This is a genomic window from Thermithiobacillus tepidarius DSM 3134 (assembly GCF_000423825.1).
In the GTDB taxonomy this organism is placed as follows: Bacteria; Pseudomonadota; Gammaproteobacteria; order Acidithiobacillales; family Thermithiobacillaceae; genus Thermithiobacillus; species Thermithiobacillus tepidarius.
Genome location: NZ_AUIS01000024.1, coordinates 14,106 through 31,158, shown reverse-complemented (window position 1 = coordinate 31,158; position 17,053 = coordinate 14,106). Strand labels below are relative to the sequence as shown.

Annotated in this window: 17 protein-coding genes; 6 read left to right on the top strand and 11 right to left on the bottom strand. The window is 70.0% G+C overall.

All coding sequences use genetic code 11. The features are described from left to right. Nucleotides 1-331: 331 nt before the first annotated feature. The 4 genes from prmB to G579_RS0111050 form a co-directional block, all read right to left on the bottom strand. A complete protein-coding gene (prmB, locus tag G579_RS0111065; RefSeq protein ID WP_081662741.1) occupies nt 332-1,345 on the bottom strand; it encodes a 50S ribosomal protein L3 N(5)-glutamine methyltransferase in 1,014 nt (337 codons plus the stop codon). After that, nucleotides 1,338-2,105 (bottom strand): exodeoxyribonuclease III, encoded by a 768-nt coding sequence (locus tag G579_RS0111060; protein WP_028990244.1) that lies wholly within the window; start codon nt 2,103-2,105, stop codon nt 1,338-1,340. The genes prmB and G579_RS0111060 overlap by 8 nt, the downstream gene beginning before the upstream one ends. Nucleotides 2,106-2,109: 4 nt before the next feature. Beyond that, nucleotides 2,110-2,424 carry a DUF2322 family protein gene (locus tag G579_RS0111055; RefSeq protein ID WP_028990243.1) on the bottom strand — a complete coding sequence of 105 codons (315 nt, stop codon included), beginning with the start codon at nt 2,422-2,424 and terminating at the stop codon, nt 2,110-2,112. 79 nt (nt 2,425-2,503) lie between these two features. Then, a complete protein-coding gene (locus tag G579_RS0111050) occupies nt 2,504-3,334 on the bottom strand; it encodes a 23S rRNA (adenine(2030)-N(6))-methyltransferase RlmJ (RefSeq protein ID WP_028990242.1) in 831 nt (276 codons plus the stop codon). Between the two features lie 74 nt (nt 3,335-3,408). Here G579_RS0111050 and G579_RS0111045 point away from each other — a divergent pair, with 74 nt between their 5' ends. The 6 genes from G579_RS0111045 (at nt 3,409) to hemH (ending at nt 9,380) form a co-directional block, all read left to right on the top strand. Next, nucleotides 3,409-4,218: a tetratricopeptide repeat protein gene (locus G579_RS0111045; protein WP_081662740.1), complete on the top strand. Its 810-nt coding sequence runs from the start codon at nt 3,409-3,411 to the stop codon at nt 4,216-4,218. 512 nt (nt 4,219-4,730) lie between these two features. Further along, nucleotides 4,731-5,336, top strand: a complete 606-nt coding sequence (locus tag G579_RS0111040; RefSeq protein ID WP_028990240.1) for a glutathione S-transferase — start codon at nt 4,731-4,733, stop codon at nt 5,334-5,336. After that, nucleotides 5,333-6,100, top strand: a complete 768-nt coding sequence (locus G579_RS0111035) for an exodeoxyribonuclease III (protein ID WP_028990239.1) — start codon at nt 5,333-5,335, stop codon at nt 6,098-6,100. Before G579_RS0111040 ends, G579_RS0111035 begins: the two co-directional genes overlap by 4 nt. 161 nt (nt 6,101-6,261) lie before the next feature. Next, nucleotides 6,262-7,575: an APC family permease gene (locus tag G579_RS0111030; RefSeq protein ID WP_028990238.1), complete on the top strand. Its 1,314-nt coding sequence runs from the start codon at nt 6,262-6,264 to the stop codon at nt 7,573-7,575. Nucleotides 7,576-7,608: 33 nt separating this feature from the next. Beyond that, nucleotides 7,609-8,190: an SAM-dependent methyltransferase gene (locus G579_RS17120; RefSeq protein WP_081662739.1), complete on the top strand. Its 582-nt coding sequence runs from the start codon at nt 7,609-7,611 to the stop codon at nt 8,188-8,190. A 104-nt stretch (nt 8,191-8,294) separates the two neighbouring features. Continuing rightward, nucleotides 8,295-9,380, top strand: a complete 1,086-nt coding sequence (gene hemH, locus G579_RS0111020; RefSeq protein WP_028990237.1) for a ferrochelatase — start codon at nt 8,295-8,297, stop codon at nt 9,378-9,380. Nucleotides 9,381-9,545: 165 nt separating this feature from the next. Here hemH and G579_RS17115 read toward each other — a convergent pair whose 3' ends face one another. From G579_RS17115 to G579_RS0110985, 7 genes are all read right to left on the bottom strand, one after another. Continuing rightward, nucleotides 9,546-10,472, bottom strand: coding sequence for a cation diffusion facilitator family transporter (locus tag G579_RS17115; RefSeq protein WP_038019554.1), 927 nt, complete (start codon nt 10,470-10,472; stop codon nt 9,546-9,548). Nucleotides 10,473-10,567: 95 nt separating this feature from the next. After that, nucleotides 10,568-11,683, bottom strand: a complete 1,116-nt coding sequence (locus tag G579_RS0111010; protein ID WP_028990236.1) for an ABC transporter permease — start codon at nt 11,681-11,683, stop codon at nt 10,568-10,570. Further along, nucleotides 11,680-12,795, bottom strand: coding sequence for an ABC transporter permease (locus G579_RS0111005; protein ID WP_028990235.1), 1,116 nt, complete (start codon nt 12,793-12,795; stop codon nt 11,680-11,682). Before G579_RS0111005 ends, G579_RS0111010 begins: the two co-directional genes overlap by 4 nt. A 10-nt stretch (nt 12,796-12,805) precedes the next feature. Beyond that, nucleotides 12,806-13,759, bottom strand: coding sequence for an ABC transporter ATP-binding protein (locus G579_RS0111000; RefSeq protein WP_028990234.1), 954 nt, complete (start codon nt 13,757-13,759; stop codon nt 12,806-12,808). Further along, entirely contained in the window at nt 13,756-14,691 is a 936-nt protein-coding gene (locus tag G579_RS0110995) for an ABC transporter ATP-binding protein (protein ID WP_028990233.1), read from the bottom strand. The genes G579_RS0111000 and G579_RS0110995 overlap by 4 nt, the downstream gene beginning before the upstream one ends. Further along, nucleotides 14,672-15,661: an HlyD family secretion protein gene (locus tag G579_RS0110990; protein ID WP_028990232.1), complete on the bottom strand. Its 990-nt coding sequence runs from the start codon at nt 15,659-15,661 to the stop codon at nt 14,672-14,674. The genes G579_RS0110995 and G579_RS0110990 overlap by 20 nt, the downstream gene beginning before the upstream one ends. Continuing rightward, the gene (locus G579_RS0110985; protein ID WP_028990231.1) at nt 15,658-17,034 is read right to left on the bottom strand and encodes a TolC family protein; all 1,377 of its coding nucleotides are present in this window, start codon (nt 17,032-17,034) and stop codon (nt 15,658-15,660) included. Before G579_RS0110985 ends, G579_RS0110990 begins: the two co-directional genes overlap by 4 nt. Between the last annotated feature and the right edge of the window lie 19 nt (nt 17,035-17,053).

Sequence of the window (17,053 nt, the reverse complement as noted above, 5' to 3'; positions counted from 1 at the left end):
CCTGCCAAAGCAGGTCAGCATGTTTCTTGTGGTTGCTGTTGTTTATAGGCGGGAGTATGAAAGGAGTCAAGGCCGCTTGAGTTCGGCTGCATCATTCAAGTGTGGTGTTTCACGAATTTGCGTATTGCACAAGGCAGCGTAGCGGCTTTGCAGACACTGTTGCTGCGCCAGCTTCGAATGGTCAGATCGGTATTGCTACTATGTCGGGAAGATGCTCTCAAACTTTAGCAAGCGATTGAGTATGACGGCCGAATTGTACCCGCTTTTGGCCATGTTATTTCTTCGAAAGCCAGCCCTCACCATGTGCCAAAAGGGTTTGCTCCGGCGCTGCCTACCACCGCCCCGCATGCTCCCGCAGCTGTTCTGCCGTCAGCAGGAAAATCCCCGAGCCTCCCGCGCTGTGCTCCAGCCACAGGAAGGGTACGTCCGGGTAGCGCTGCTGCAGGGCGGTTTCGCTGTCGCCCACTTCCACCACCAGAACGCCGTGCTCGGTGAGGTGCTCGGCGGCGTGGCGGAGGAGGGGGATGACGCAGTCCAGGCCGGTGTCGCCGGCGGCCAGGGCCAGGGCTGGTTCGCGATGATACTCGGCGGGGAGCTCGGCCATGGCGGCGGCGTCCACGTAGGGCGGGTTGCTGACGATGAGGTCATAGCGGCGGCCCTGCAGGTTCCCGAAGAGGTCGGACTGGACCGGGTGGACGTAGTCCTGCACGCCGTGGGCCGCGATGTTGCGGCGGGTGACTTCCAGGGCGTCGGCGGAGATGTCGGCGGCGTCCACCTGGGCGCCCTGGAAGGCGTAGGCCAAGCTGATGGCGATGCAGCCGCTGCCGGTGCAGAGGTCGAGGATGCGGTGAACGTGGTTGGGATCGACCCAGGGCTGGAAGCCTTCCTCGATGAACTCCTCCAGCAGGCTGCGCGGGATGAGCACGCGCTCGTCCACGTAGAACTTGAGGCCGCAGAACCAGGCTTCGTGGGTGATGTAGGCGGCGGGCTTGCGTTCGATCTCGCGCTGGCGCAGGGCGGCGAGCACGCGGGTCTTTTCCTCCGGCAGCAGGCGGGTGTCGAGGAAGTCGCCGAGTTCCTCGGGCTGCAGGCCCAGGCTGCGGGCGAGGAGGTATTCCGCCTCGGCGCGGGCGGTCTGGCGCCCCTGGCTGTAGTCGAGGCCGGCGGCCTCGAAGCGGGTGACGGCCCAGCGCAGGTAGTCGCGGATGGTGACGAAGTGGGCCAGGGTCTCGGCGCCGTAACTGGAGGCATCGCCGGCGTGGGACTCGCGAGCAGGCGCGCGCCTGCCCTGTGGGGCTGCGGGAGAGGTCTGCTTGGTCTTGGGGGGCCTGGGGGTTTTAGTCATGGACTTCGATCCAGTGGGGGCAGTGGTCGGCGCCCATGACATCGGCGGCGATGCCGGCGGCCTTGATCCGGGGCAGGCAGCGCTGGTGCACGAAGAAGTAGTCGATGCGCCAACCCACGTTGCGGGCGCGGGCGTTGGTGCGCAGGCTCCACCAGGTGTAGGCGTCGCGGGCATCCGGGTGCAGGTGGCGGAAGACGTCCACCCAGCCGTGGGCGAGCCACTTGTCCAGGTGGGCGCGCTCCTCGGGCAGGAAGCCGGAGATCTTTTCGTTCTCCCGGGGGCGGGCGAGGTCCACCGGCTGATGGGCGGTGTTCACGTCGCCGCAGAAGATGACTTGCTTGCCGGCCTGGACGCGGGCGTCGACGTGGGCCAGGAAGGCGTCGTAGAAGTCGAGCTTGTAGGCCAGGCGCTCGGGGCTGGCCTTGCCGTTGGGGAAGTAGACGTTGTAGAGCTCGAAGTCGCCGTGCTCGGTCATGAGCACGCGGCCCTCGCGGTCGAAGCGCTCGATGCCGAGCCCGACCCGCCAGGCGGTGGGCGCCTGCTTGCAGTAGGTGGCCACGCCGCTGTAGCCCTTCTTTTCCGCCGCGGCCCAGTAGCTCCGGTAGCCGGGCGGACGGAGCAGCTGGTCTGACAGCTCGATTGGATCGGCCTTGGTCTCCTGCAGGCAGAGCACGTCCGGGGCGGTCTGCGTCAGCCAGGCGAGCAGGCCCTTCTTTTCGGCGGCGCGGATGCCGTTGATGTTCCAGCAGTAGATCAGCAAGGATTTACTCGACGACGCGCACGGAGACGAAGTCGCCCGACTCGATGATCTGGAAGAGCCGGTCGATGTTGGGGTGCTTGCCGGGATGGGCGCGGGCATCGTCCGTGTGCTCGGCGTAGAGTTCCAGGCCCTCCTTGGCGGCCTTGGGGCTGATGGCGCCGTACTTCACGCCGAGGTGGTAGTACACCGCCACCGAGCCGGACTGGCCGGGCTTGTTCTCGATTTCGCCGAGGAGTTCGGAGTGGGTGCCGCCGTAGAGCTGCAGCTTTTGGATCTTGTCCACCTTGGGCAGCTTGGCGAGGTTTTCCGCGAAGGTCATGGTCTTTCCTTGTGTATGGCTGCGCTGATCGCGAGAAGGCTCGCTCCTGTGAAAATGCAGGCGCTATTTTGCCCAACAATCAGCTCCCGGGCCAGCCTTCCAGGCGCACGGACCAGCGGCTGCCGGTCTTCGGGTCGGCGCAGAGGGGGGCGAGCTGGGCGAGCAGGGGCAGGAGCTGGTCCAGGAACTGCCAGGGCGGATTGACGACGATGAGGCCGCTGCCGTTCAGGCGCTCGGGCTTGTCCTCGGGACGGTTGAGGAGCTCCACCGCGGTGGCGGGCACGCCGCTTTCGCGCAGCTTGCGATGGAAGGCGGCGATGATGCCGCGCGCCTTGATGGGGTACCAGGCCAGATACACGCCCTGCGGCCATTTCTTCCAGGCGCCGGCCAGGGTGCGGGTGAGCCGCTCGAACTCGTCGCGGGCCTCGAAGGGCGGGTCGATGAGGATGAGGCCGCGCTTCTCCGGCGGCGGGATCTGCGCCAGCAGCCCCTGATGGCCGTCCTTCTGGAAGGCTTGGACGCCCTTGCCGGCGCCGAGATTCTGGCCGAGGCGCTGCAGCACCAGGGGTTGGGTCTCGAAGAGCACCAGGCGGTCCTGGGGGCGCAGGAGGGCTTTGGCCAACAGCGGCGAGCCGGGATAATGGCGGAGCGCGCCGGCGGGGTTGAGGCCGGCGACGGCGTCGAAGTAGGCTGCCGCGCTGGGCAGCTCGCGGCGCTTGGGCCAGACGCGGCCGATGCCGCCCTCGTGCTCGCCGCCCGGGTCGAGGGCGTAGGCCCCGGCGCCGGCGTGGGTGTCGATGTAGACGAAGCCCTTGTCCTTGCGGCCCATGGCCTGCACGGCCAGGGTCAGGGCCAGGTGCTTGAAGACGTCGGCCAGATTGCCGGCGTGATAGCTGTGGTCGTAGTTCATGCTTGCGGTTAAAATACGGGGTTCAACGGCATCTTAGCATCTTTGGGCGCGCGATTCGCGCGAGAGGGCGGGGCATGAGCACGGAATTGACGGCCGAGGAGTTGCAGATCCTGCAGGCGCAGGCCGCGGCGGGCGACGTGGAGGCCATGCGCCTGCTGGGCCTGGCCCACGCCGCCGGCGAAATGGTGCCGCGCGACTACGCGGAAGCGGCGCGCTGGCTGAAGGCGGCGGCCGAGGCGGGCGACGCCGAGGCGCAGCTGCACTACGCCATCCTGCTGCACAAGGGCTATGGCGTGCCCAAGAGCGAGAAGTGGGCGCTCAACTGGTACAAACGGGCGGCGGAGCAGGGCGTGGTGGCGGCCATGCACAACCTGGGGGCCATGTATTTCGAGGGCCAGGGCACCGCGGTGCAGCCCGACCAGGCCATCCACTGGTTCAGCCAGGCGGCCGAGCAGGGCTTCGCCGACTCCATGTACCACCTGGGCGTGGTCTTCGAGCAACTGGGCGATTACCCCAAAGCGGCCTACTGGTATGCCCGGGCAGGCGAGCACGGCCACGCCGACGGCGCCTTCGCCATGGGCGTGCTCTACGCGGATGGTCGCGGCGTGCCGCAAAGCGACGACTACGCCTTCGACTGGTTCCTGCACGCCGCCGAGCTCGGCAACAAGCGCGCCATGTTCAACGTGGCCCTGGCCCTGGGCACGGGCAAGCTCGGCCGCGAGCTCGACCTCAAGGCCAGCGGCCAATGGCTGGAGCGGGCCGCGGAGGCCGGCCACCAGGACGCCATGGAAGTGCTGGCCACCGCCCTGGAGCGCGGCCAGCTCGGCTTCTTTCCGGACCCGGCGCGGGCCGAGTATTGGCGGGAGCGGGCGGGGCGGGCTTAGGGGGAGTGGGCTGAGCTTGTGTAGCCCAACGGTTTTAGGGTTGGAGCGGGCTATGCCCGCGGGTGCTTGGGTGTCGGGGATTGCTCGACAGTAATCTATTCGCCGTTCGCTGCGCTCGCTGTCTCTGGCTGGCCCAAGGGAAAGTAGGCAAAGAGCAGGGCCCCCGCTGTCGCCGCCGGCCGTAGGAGCGAACTCGCGATCATTCGCTTATCGGCACGGCGGATCGCGAGCGAGCTCGCTCCTGCAAGCTGAGCTGCTGGACCGCCAGGGTTTTGCACGGCACCGCAGTCGTCCCGGCTACCCGCTTCCGCCGGGTGAGGGCCGACAGGGCGGGCGCCCGGGCAGTGCCCTTGGGCCGCGCTGCCGCCACCGGCGGTAGGAGTGGGCTGGCCCGCGATTGCCTACTGTCGGCACGATGGATCGCAAGCCAGCTCGCTCCTGCAGTCCAGTAACCAGCGCGGCCGAGCCCGCTCCCACTCGAATCCAACAACTCCGACAACAAGGAAAACTCCATGCAACTGATCATGTCGCCCACCTCCCCTTACGCGCGCAAGGTGCGCATCGCGCTGCGGGAAAAGGATCTGCCCTTCGAGCCCGTGGTGGATATTCCCTGGAACGACGACACCCACGTGCCGGATTTCAATCCGCTGGGCAAGATCCCGGTCCTGCGCCTGGACGACGGCAGCACGCTCTATGACTCGCGCGTGATCGTGCAATACCTGGAGCAGGTCCGGCCGGCGCCGGCCCTGATGCCGGCCGACGCGGCGGCGCGCATCGCCGTGCTGCGCTGGGAGGCGCTGGCCGATGGTCTCGTCGACGCCGCCGCGACCGTCTTCCTGGAGCGCAAACGGCCCGCGGCCATGCAGGACAACGCCTGGATCGCCCGCCAGCAGGGCAAGATCGCCCGCGCCCTGGCGGCCATGGAGCGGGACTTGGCCGGGCGGCGCTGGTGCGTGGGAGACAGCTTCAGCCTGGCCGACATCGCCGTGGGCTGCGCCCTCGGTTATCTGGACCTGCGCCTGCCGCAGCCCTGGCGCGAGGCGCACCCCGCCCTGGCGGCGCTCTGTGCGCGCCTAGGTGAGCGTTCCGCCTTTGCCGAGACCGTGCCGCCGCAATGAAGATCGCCACCTGGAACGTCAACTCCCTCAAGGTGCGCCTGCCGCAGGTGCTCGACTGGCTGGCGGCGCAGCGGCCGGACGTGCTCTGCCTGCAGGAGACCAAGCTGGCCGACGGCCAGTTTCCGGTGGCAGCCATCGAGGCCGCCGGCTACCACGTGGCCTTCAGCGGCCAGTCCACCTACAACGGCGTCGCCACCCTGGCGCGCCTGCCCCTGCACGACGTGGAGACGGAGCTGGGCAACGGCGAGGACCCGCAGCGGCGCCTGCTGGCCGCCACCGTCAACGGCGTGCGCGTGGTGAACGTCTACGTGCCCAACGGCCAGGCGGTGGGTTCGGACAAGTATGCCTACAAGCTGCAGTGGCTGGCGCGGCTGCGCGACTATCTGGGCGAGGCCCTGCGCCGCCATGAGCGCCTGGTGCTGCTGGGCGACTTCAACATCGCTCCCGACGACCGCGACGTCTACGATCCGGCCGGCCTGGCCGGGCAGGTCCTGCTGTCCGACGCCGAGCGCGCCGCCCTGCGGGAGATCCTGGATCTCGGCCTGACGGACGCCTTCCGCCTGCGCCACACGGAGGACGGATTGTATAGTTGGTGGGATTACCGGGCCTTCATGTTCCGGCGCAAGCTCGGCCTGCGCATCGACCTCATCCTGGCCAGCCCGGCCATGGCGGCGGCCTGCCTGGACTGCGCCATCGACGTCGAGCCGCGCCGCCACGAGCGGCCTTCGGATCATGCCCCGGTGTGGGCGAGCTTCGAACCGTAGCGGCGGGTCGCGCCCGACTCCAACTTTGGCATGATCTGCGGCTGCGGCCGATGCCTTATCGTAGGGCGTTTGCCGCCGACATGCGCGGGGCCGGGTTCCGGGGGCTCCGGCCGGGCACGCGGCGGCCGTGGACAGCTTTCTGGCAAGCGCGGACTACGCACATGACGGCAGGGCCTCAACCGAAGCTGCGCCTGCTCGATGCCATCGCCCTGATCGTGGGCATCGTGGTCGGCGCGGGCATCTTCAAGACCCCGTCCCTGGTCGCCGCCCACGCCGGCAGCGCCGAACTGGTGCTGCTGGCCTGGTTGCTGGGCGGCGTCGTGTCGCTGATCGGCGCCCTGTGCTATGCGGAGCTGGCGTCGGCCTACCCCCATCCCGGCGGCGACTATCATTACTTGGCCCGCGCCTTCGGCAGGAACCTGGCCTTCCTGTTCGCCTGGGCGCGCTTCACGGTCATTCCCACCGGCTCCATCGCGCTGCTGGCCTTCGTCTTCGGGGATTACGCCTCGCAGTTGTGGCGGCTCGGCGAGCATTCCGCCTCCATTTACGCCGCCCTCGTCGTCGCGCTCTTCACGGGCGTGAACGTGCTCGGCATCCGGCAGGGCAAGGGCGTGCAGAACCTGCTGACGTCCATGGAGGTCGCGGGCCTTCTGCTGGTCATCGCCGCGGGGCTGGCCTTCGCCGCCCCGCCGGCGGAGCCCCTGCCCGCCGCGCCGGCGGCCGGCGCCGCCCAGGGCGCCGCGGGGCTGGTCATGGTCTTCGTGCTCCTGACCTACGGCGGCTGGAACGAGGCGGCCTATGTGTCGGCGGAGCTGCGCGGTGGCAGGCGCGGCATCGCCTGGGCGCTGATCTGGAGCATCGGCATCGTCACGGCATTGTACCTGCTGGCCAACTGGGCTTTTCTGCACGGGCTCGGGCTGGCCGGCATGGCCGGCTCGGAAGCCGTCGCCTCCGACCTGATGCGGCGGGTGGCCGGGGAGGACGGCACGCGCCTGATCAGCGCGCTGATCGCGCTGGCCGCGCTGACCTCCATCAACGCGACCATCCTCACCGGGGCGCGCACCAATTACGCGCTCGGCCGCGACTTCCCGCGCTTCGCCGCCCTGGGGCGCTGGCACGCGCGGGCGGGCACGCCCGGCAACGCCCTCCTGGCGCAGGGCGCCGTCGCGCTGCTGCTCGTGGGCCTGGGCACGCTGACCCGCAGGGGCTTTGAAACCATGGTGGAGTACACGGCGCCCGTGTTCTGGTTTTTCTTCCTGCTGACGGGCATCGCGCTTTTCGTGCTGCGCGCCCGCGAGCCGGCGGCGCCCCGGCCCTTCCGCGTCCCCCTCTATCCGCTCACCCCGCTGATCTTTTGCGCCAGCAGCGCCTATCTGCTGTACGCCAGCCTGGCCTACACGGGCATCGGCGCGCTCTTCGGGGTGGCGGTGCTGGCGGCGGGCGTGCCGCTTTTGCTGTTGAATCGCCGTCGGTAAGGCAGCCATCGATCTCCAAAAAGGAGGGATGCCATGTTGGGAAAGACGCTCCATGCGCTGGTATCGGCTTTGATCGCGGCAACGGCCTGGGGCGGCCAGCCGGCCGCCGTGCCGGCCCAGGCCTTCGAGCCGCCGCTTTCCACCGACGTGCCGTTCGTGCCGTCGCCGGAGGACGTGGTGGACCGCATGCTGCAGTTGGCCGGGGTACGCAAGGGCGACGTGGTCTACGATCTGGGCTCGGGGGATGGGCGCATCGTGATTGCCGCGGCCAAGAAGTACGGCGCGCGCGGGGTCGGCGTGGACATCGACCCGGAACGCATCGAGGAGGCGCGGGAGAATGCCAGGAAGGCGGGCGTGGCGGACCGCGTGAAGTTCGTCCAGCAGGATCTCTTCGACGCCGATATTCATGAAGCGACGGTGGTGACGCTCTATCTCTTGCCCAACGTCAACCAGCGCCTGCGCCCCAAGCTGCTGCGCGAGCTGAAGCCGGGGACCCGCGTCGTCTCGCACAGCTTCGACATGGGCGACTGGAAGCCGGTCAGGACGGTGGAGATGGATGGCCGCACCCTCTATTACTGGATGGTGCCGCCGCGGGGGTGGGGAGCCGGGCGCTGAACGTCACTGCCCGCCAGGCAAGATGGAAGCATGAACTTGATCTGCGTTTGGGTCGCTCTTTATGCTTGCGAGGATTTCTTTCCCCTTGCCATGCCGGAGCCTCCATGTCCCGCTTTAATCCCGCGCCTGCGTATACCCACGGCAGCCAGCCGAAGCTGGGCATTCTGCTGATCAACCTGGGCACTCCGGACGCGCCCACCGCCCCGGCCCTGCGCCGCTACCTGAAGGAGTTCCTCAGCGACCCGCGCGTGGTGGAGATTCCCAAGCCCGTGTGGTGGCCGATCCTGCACGGCGTCATCCTGAACACGCGCCCGGCGCGCTCGGCCAAGCTCTACCGCAAGATCTGGATGCCGGAAGGCTCGCCGCTGCTGGTGTATTCCCGGCGCCAGGCGGACAAGTTCCGGGCGCGGCTGGCGCGGGAGGAGGCGATGGTGGAACTGGCCATGCGCTACGGCAGCCCGGACATCCCGGCGGCGCTGGCGCGCCTGCAGGCGGCCAACTGCACGCGCGTGCTGGTCTTTCCGCTCTATCCCCAGTACGCCGCCAGCACCGGCGCTTCCGCCTTCGACGCCATCAGCAAGGTGCTGACGCGCACCCGCCGCCTGCCGGAGCTGCGCATGATCATGCACTACCACGATCACCCGGCCTACATCGCCGCCCTGGCGGCGAGCGTGCGCGAGCAGTGGGCCGCCCACGGCGAGCCGGAACGGCTGCTCATGTCCTTCCATGGCCTGCCCCGGCGCTCGCTGGATCTGGGCGATCCCTACCACTGCGAGTGCCAGAAGACCGGCCGGCTGCTGGCCGAGGCGCTGGAACTGCCGCCGGCGCGCTACGCGGTGAGCTTCCAGAGCCGCTTCGGCCGCGCCGAGTGGCTGCAGCCCTATACGGTGCCCACCCTGGAGGCGTGGGCGCGGGAGGGGGTGAGGCGGGTGGACGTGGTCTGTCCCGGCTTCGCCGCCGACTGCCTGGAAACCCTGGAGGAGATCGCCATCGGCGGCCGGGAGGCCTTCCTGGCCGCCGGCGGCGAGCGTTTCCGCTATCTGCCCGCCCTCAACGACCGCGACGATTGGATCGACGCCATGCTCGCCATCGCCCGCGAGCACCTGGGCGGCTGGCTGGCGCCGCCATTGGGTGCGGCGGCGCTGCAGGCCAGCCGGGAGCGGGCCTTGGGGATGGGGGCGGAGCGCTGAGCGGCGCGCTGGCCGGCGGCGTTTTTCCGCCCGGTCCATGGCGGCTGCGTTGCGGGGGCGTTGATCGCGAGCAGGCTCGCTCCTGCAAGCCAAGATGCGGCGCCCGGGCGCAGGAGCGGGCTGGCCCGCGATCGCTGCGGCCCAGCCGATGGGTTCCGGCGACGGTCAATCGCGTCCGTGCTCCTGCCGGGGCGGATAGGCGGCGCGCGTCATGGGGAAGGTGGCCAGCTCCGGCTGCAGGGTGACGTGGTCGATGCCGTAGTCCTCGTGCAGCATCTCCCGCAGGCTGTCCAGGCAGCGCTGCCAGTCCTTCAGATCGTCCAGGAGCACGTGGGCCGACAGCGCGATGCTGCCGGAGCTCAGGGTCCAGATGTGCAGGTCGTGCACCGACTGCACATGCTCGGTCCGCGCCATGGCCCGGCCGATTTCCTCCAGATCCAGGTGCAGCGGCACGCCTTCCATGAGCACGTGCAGGGCCTCGCGCAGCAGGCGGAAGGTGGACAGCAGGATGAGCAGGGAGATGGCGATGGACAGGATCGGGTCGATGGGCGTCCAGCCGGTGAAGTGGATCACCGCGCCGGCGGTGAGCGCAGCCACCGAACCCAGCAGGTCGCCCATGACGTGCAGCAGGGCGGCGCGGGTATTGATGTTCTCCTCGCCGCGCGACAGCAGGTAGGCCACGCCCAGGTTGACCAGCAGACCGAGGGCGGCGACGCCCATGACCATGCCGCCCTGCACCGGCACCGGCGCCTGCAGGCGCTTTACCGCCTCCACCACGATGCCGAGCACCACGGCCAGCATGAAGAGGGCGTTCAGCAAGGCGATCAGCACCTCGGCGCGCGCCAGGCCGAAGGTGTGGCGCGCGGAGGGCGGGCGCTTGGCGATCCAGGCGGCCAGCGCCGCCAGGCCCAGGGCGCTGGCGTCGGTGACCATGTGGCCGGCATCGCCGAGCAGGGCCAGGGAGCCGGACCACCAGCCGGCCAGGGCTTCCACCCCGGCGAAGCCGAAGGTCAGCAGCAGGCCCCAGAGCAGGGCGCGGCCGGCGCTGGCGCCGTGGGCATGGGCGTGGTCGTGGGCATGGGCGTGGCTCATGGCGTCCTCGATGGCATGGGCTTGGCCCCATTGTCCCACATCGGCAGGTCTTGTGTAGCGCCCCTTGGCCGATCCGGGCGCGGGATCGCGGCCGCTCAGGCGGCGGTCTTGCGAAAGCGTCCGGCCGCGAACCAGAGCAGAGCCGTGCCGAGCAGCAGGAGCGCCAGGAACTGCGGCCACAGGGCGGTGAGGCCGGTGCCCTTGAGGAAGATGCCGCGCACGATCTCCAGATAGTGGCGCACGGGGTTCAGGATGGTGAGCCACTGGAAGGGCTCGGGCATGCTGCTGATGGGGAACATGAAGCCGGACAGCAGGATGGTGGGCATGAAGACCAGGAAGCTCACCATGAAGGCCTCCTGCTGGGTCCGGGAGACGGTGGAAATGAGCAGGCCGAGGCCCAGGCCGGAGAGCAAGAAGAGCACGCTGGCGAGCAGCAGGAGCGGAAAGCTGCCGACGAAGGGGACCCGGAACCAGAGCAGGGCGATGCCGGTGACCACCGCCAGGTCGACCAGACCGATGAGGGCGAAGGGAATGGTCTTGCCGGCGATGAGTTCGCCGGGCGTGAGCGGGCTGACCATGAGCTGCTCCAGGGTGCCGATCTCCCGTTCCCGGACCACGGCCAGCGAGGTCAGCAGCAGGCAGACCAGCAGAATGATGGCGCCCATCACCGCCGGCACGTTGTAGTCGCGGCTGGCCAGATCGGGGTTGAACCAGGCGCGTTCGCGCAGGTCGAGGCTGACCGGCGCCGCCGTGCCCAGGCGCGCGCCGTAGTTTTGCACGATGCGTTCGGCGTAGCCCTGGGCCACGGTGGCGGTGTTGGAGTTGGTGCCGTCGAGGATGAGCTGCACCCGGGCGCCGCTGCCGTCGCGCAGGGCCGCGGCAAAGCCGGCCGGGATCTCCAGGCCGACGACGGCATCGCCGTGGTCGAGGGCGCGCACCAGGTCGGCCGGGCGTTGCGAGTAGCCCACCACGCGGAAGTAGCCCGAGGCGGTGAAGGCGTCGACGAGGCGGCGCGCGGCCTGGGTCTGGTCGTGGTCCACCACGAAGGTGGCGGTGTGGCGGATGTCGGTGGAGACCGCGTAGCCGAAGACGACGAGCTGGATCACCGGCGCCAGGAAGATCACCCGGCGCAGGCGCGGGTCGCGGAAGATCTGCAGGAACTCCTTGCGCAGCATTTCCCGGATCCGTTCCAGGCTGGCGGCGAGCCTCATTGCAGCTCCTTCTTGAAGACGTGGATGGCTAGCACCAGGCCGAGCACGGCGAAGGCGATCATCAGCAGGCCCTGCACGCGCAGTACCTCGATGCCCACGCCCTTGAGGAAGATGCCGCGGGTGACCACCAGGAAGTAGCGCGCCGGAATCAGGTAGGTGACCGCCTGCAGCACCCGGGGCATGACCTCGATGGCGTACATGAAGCCCGAGAGCAGGAAGGCCGGCAGGAAGGTGGTGATCATGGCCATCTGGGTGGCCAGCAGCTGCGACTTGGCCACCGCCGAGATGAAGATGCCCAGCCCCAGGGCGCCGATCAGAAAGGCGGCGGACAGGATCAGCAGCAGGAAGGGATCGCCGCGGAAGGGCACGCCGAAGAGCAGGACGCCCAGAAGGGCGCTCAGCACCACGTCGATCAAGCCGATGGCGAGGTAGGGCAGCAGCTTGCCGACGACCACCTCGGCCCGCGTCACCGGCGTGGCGGCCAGCTGTTCCATGGTGCCGCGCTCCCACTCGCGGGCGATGGTCAGCGAGGTGAGCATGGCGGCGATGATCATCATGATCACGGCGATCAGCCCCGGCACGATCATGTTGCGGCTGAGCAGCTCCTCGTTGTACCAGACGCGGCTTTCCGCCCGCAGCGGCGGGCGCAGCGGCACGCCCTGCAGCTGCGCGCGCAGGGCATAGGACTGGGCGATGGCGCGGGTGTAGGCCAGCACGATGGTGGCGGTGTTGGCGTCGGAGCCGTCCACGATGGCCTGCAGCGGCGCGCTGCGGCCGGCGTCCAGGTCGGCGGCGAAGCCGGGCGGGATGACCAGGGCCACCTGCACCGTGCCCTTTTCCAGGAGCGGGGCGATCTCGGCCGGGCGCTGCAGGTGGCGGCTCAGGGTGAAGTAGCCGGAGGCGCGGAAGGTGTCGAGCAGTTCGCGGCTGCGGGCGGACTGGTCCTGGTCGAGGACGGCGGTGCGGATGTCGCGCACGTCCCAGCTGATGGCGTAGCCGAAGATGACGAGCAGCAGCACGGGCAGCAGGAAGGCCAGGATCAGGCTGCGCGTGTCGCGGCGCAACTGGATCACCTCCTTGCGGGCGACGGCGAGCAGGCGGGTGCGGTCCATGGCGCTGCCCTCAGCCGGCCGGCGCGCCGCCGGCGGCGCGCACCCGGGCGACGAAGACGTCCTCCAGGGAGGGCGGGATCTCGGCCAGGCCGTGGCAGGCGATGCCCCGCTCCTGCAGGCGCGCGGGAATGGCCTGCCGGGCCGCGGCCAAGTCCGCCACCGTCACGTGCACGGCGCGCCCGTACATGGCCGCCTCCAGGATGCCCGGCAGGTCCTGCAGCGCCTCCACCGCCTTGGGGCTGGCGTCCGTCTGCACTTCCAGGATCGGCTCGGGCATGGCGGCCCGCAGGCCGGCGGGACTGTCCAGGGCGATGAGCCGGCCGCGGTTCATCAGGGCGAGCCGGTCGCAGTACTCCGCCTCTTCCATGTAGTGGGTGCTGACGAAGACGGTGGTGCCCTGGTCGGTCAGGGCGTGGATGAGATCCCAGAAGCGGCGCCGCGACAGCGGATCGACGCCGGAGGTGGGCTCGTCCAGGAAGAGGATGGGCGGCTCGTGCAGCACCGCGCAGCCGAGCGCCAGGCGCTGTTTCCAGCCGAGCGGCAGGTCGCGGGTCAGGCGCCGGCGCTGCTCGGCGAGGCCGGCCATCTCCAGGGCCCAGTCGCGCCGTGCCGCCCGCCGCGCGCGCGGCACGTTGTAGAGGCCGGCGAAGAAATTGATGTTCTCCTCCACGGTGAGATCGGCGTAGAGGGAGAAGAGCTGCGACATGTAGCCGATGTGGCGCTTGATGGCCTCGCTCTGGGTGCGGACGTCGAAGCCGGCTATCCGGCCGCCTCCGGCGCTGGGCAGCAGCAGGCCCGCCAGGATCTTGATGGTGGTGGTCTTGCCGGCGCCGTTGGGGCCGAGAAAGCCGAAGATCTCGCCGGTGCGCACCTGGAAGGAGACGTGGTCCACGGCGACGAAGTCGCCGAAGGTGCGGGTGAGATCTTCGGCCACCACCGCCGCTTCGGCTGGCGGCGTGCTCATGTCGCCTCCGTCATGTGCTCGATGAAGACGTCTTCCATGCTGGGCGCGATGGGTCGCAGCGCCGCCGGCGCCAGTCCCGCATCCCGCAGCGCCGTCTCCAGCGGCGGGGCGTCCGCCGCCGCGTCGGCCACGTTCAGGTGCAGCGCATCGCCGAAGATGGCCGCCCGCCGCACCCGCGGATGGCGGGCGAGCAGGTCGCGCGCGCGGCGCACGTCGGCCACCTGCGCCAGCAGGATCTCGCCCGGCAGGCCGCGCTGCAGGGCCGCCGGCGTGTCCAGGGCCAGCAGGCGGCCCTGATGCAGCAGGGCCACGCGGTCAAAGCGCTCCGCCTCGTCCATGTAGGCGGTGCTGACCACGGCGGTCATGCCCTGGGCGACCATGTCGTGGACGATGAGCCACAGGTCCCGGCGCGAGATGGGATCGACGCCAAAGGTGGGTTCGTCCAGCAGCAGCACCTGGGGCTGGTGCACCAGGGCGCAGGACAGCCCCAGCTTCTGCTTCATGCCGCCGGAGAGCTTGCCGGCCAGGCGGTCCTTGAAGGGAGCGAGATTGGAGAAGTGGAAGAGGCGCTCGAAGCGGGCCGGGCGCTCGCGCTTGGGGACCCGGTAGAGGTCGGCGTAGAAGCTGAGGTTTTCCATCACCGTGAGGTCGGCGTAGAGGCCGAAGCGCTGGGACATGTAGGCGATTTCGTGCTTCACGCCCTCCGGGTCGCGCGCCACGCCGATGCCGCGGATGAAGGCGTCGCCGGCGCTGGGCCGCAGCACCCCGGCGAGCATGCGCAGGGTGGTGGTCTTGCCGGCGCCGTCCGGGCCCACCAGGCCGAAGAGCTCGCCGGGCGCCACCGTGAAGCTCAGCCCGTCCACGGCGGTGAAGTCGCCGAAGCGGCGCGTCAGCGCCTCGGCGCGCACGGCATCAGGGCTGGAGGCGGACATCGGCGGGCAGGCCCGGCTTGAGCTCGAAGCGGGGATCGTCGGTGATGCGCACCTTGACCGCATAGACCAGCTTCACCCGCTCCTCGGTGGTCTGCACGTTCTTGGGAGTGAATTCGGCCTCCGAGGCGATGAAGGCCACCTGGCCGCCATAGCGCCTGCCGGGATAGGTGTCGGTGCTGATCGCGGCCGGCTGGCCCAGGCGCACGGCGGCCAGCCGGTTTTCCGGGATGTAGATGCGCACCCAGCGGTCCTGCGGGGCCATGACCGTCAGCACCGGCGCGCCAGCCGGCACCGTCTCGCCCGGCTCGCGGTGGCGCACGGTGACGATGCCGTCAGCCGGCGCGCGCAGGACCATGTTGTCGAGCACCGTTTCGCTGGCCCGCAGTGCCGCCTGCGCCTGGGCCAGTTGCGCCCGCTGCGCGGCGATGCGCTCGCGGCGCTGGCCGCTTTCCAGCAGCCGAAGCTGCTCCCGCGCTTGGGCGTGCTGGCTTTGGGCGAGCTGCAGGGCAAGCTGCGTCTTGTCGTAAGCCTCGCGGCTGATGGCGCCGCCGGCCAGCAGGCGCTGGCTGCGCGCCAGGTCGCGCTGGGCGTCGCGCAGCCGGTCGGCGGCCGCCGCCAGCGCCGCCCGTCCCTGGGCGATCTCCTCCGGGCGGAAGCCGCGCTCCAGTTCCCGCAGGATCTCCCGCGCCGCGGCCACCTGCGCCGCGGCCTGATCGCGCCGGGCGCCGGCCTCGGCGGCGTCGAGGGCGGCCAGCACTTGGCCCGCCCGCACCCGCTCTCCCTCGCGCACGTTCAGGTCGATGATGCGGCCGGGCGCCTGGAAGCCCAGTTGGGACTCGGTGGCCTCCACGGTGCCCGAGGCGGTGATGACGTCCGCTTCCTGGCGTTGGCCGAAGCGCCCGCTCCACAGCAGGAGCGCGATGCCCGCGAGCACGGCCAGGGCGACGATGACGAGCACGCGTTTTTTCATGGTATGGCTTCCCCCGGGTCGGCGACGCGCGCCACCACCAGCGCCTCCACCTGCGCCGGCGTCAGTTGCCCGCTGGCGCGCAGCAGGTTCAGGCGCGCCACGATCAGGTCGAATTCGGCCTGCAGCCGGTCGGCCTCGGCCGTGAGCAGCGCGCTCTCGGCGGAGAGCAGGTCGGTGATGAGCCCGACGCCCTCGTCGTACTTGAGCCGCTCGATCTTCAGGGTCTCGGCGGCCTCACCCACGCTGGCGCCGGCCACCTGCAGGCGGGAGGCGGCCTCGCCGACGGCGTTCCAGGCATCCTGCAGCTCCTTGTCCACGTCCAGCCGGGCCTGGCGCAGCCCTTCGAGGGCCTGCTGGCGCGCCAGCTCCGCCTGTGCGACCCGGTAGCGGCGCACGCCGCCGTCGAAGACCGGCACGGAGAGCTGCGCGCCGATGTTCCAGTCGTCGAAGAAGGTGAGATCAGCGCCGCTGCGCTCCCGGTAGGCACCGAGCAGGGACAGGCTGGGCAGGCGCTCGCCGCGGGCGAGGCGCTCGCGGGCGCGGGCCACCGCCATTTCCTCCTCGGCGATCTGCAGCTCCGCGCGGCGGGCGCTGGCCTCCGCCCGCAGCTCGGCCAGGCGCCGGTCGGGGACGGGGGCGGCGCCGTAGGCGACGAGGCGCACCGCGTCCGGCAGCGTGGCGCTGCCCATGAGGCTGTAGAGCAGGGTCACCGCCTCCTGACGGCGGTTCTCGATCTGCAGGCGGTCGTGCTCGGCCTTGCGCACCTGCACGCGCACCCGCAGCAGATCCAGGCGCGGGGCCTTGCCTTCCTGGACCAGCAGCTGCACGCGCCGCGCCTGCGCCTGCAGGGAGTCGATGCGGGCGGCGTAGGCCCGGTCCAGGGCCGAGAGCTGCAAGATCTTCAGATAGACCGAGCTGACATTGTAGGTCAGCGCCTGGGTGCCGAGCCGCTCCCGCTCCACGGCGATGCTGCGGCCAAGGTCGGCAATGACGATGCCCTGCTGCAGCCGCCCGCCGGTATAAAGGGGCAGCCGCAGGGTCACGCCCAGGTCGTAGATGCTGCGGTCCAGGGGCGGGAACGCGAAATTGGGCGGCTGCGGCACCTGCCGGATCGGCACCACGAAGGTGGGATAGCCGTAGTAGGTGGCCGAGGCGCTGAAATCCACCGCCGGCAGCCGGGCGCCCCGCGCCACCCGCTGTTCCAGCTCCGCCTTGCGCACGTCCAGGCGCTGGGACGCCTGCCGGGGGTTCTGCGCCAGGGCCTGGCGGATGGCCTCGGGCAGATCCAGCGCCGGCTGGTCCGCGGCATGGCCCGCCGGGGCCCAGTGCAGGCCGAGCGCCAGGATGCCAGCTAGGAAACGCCGCAGGGTCATCTCTATCCCCCTTGTCTGC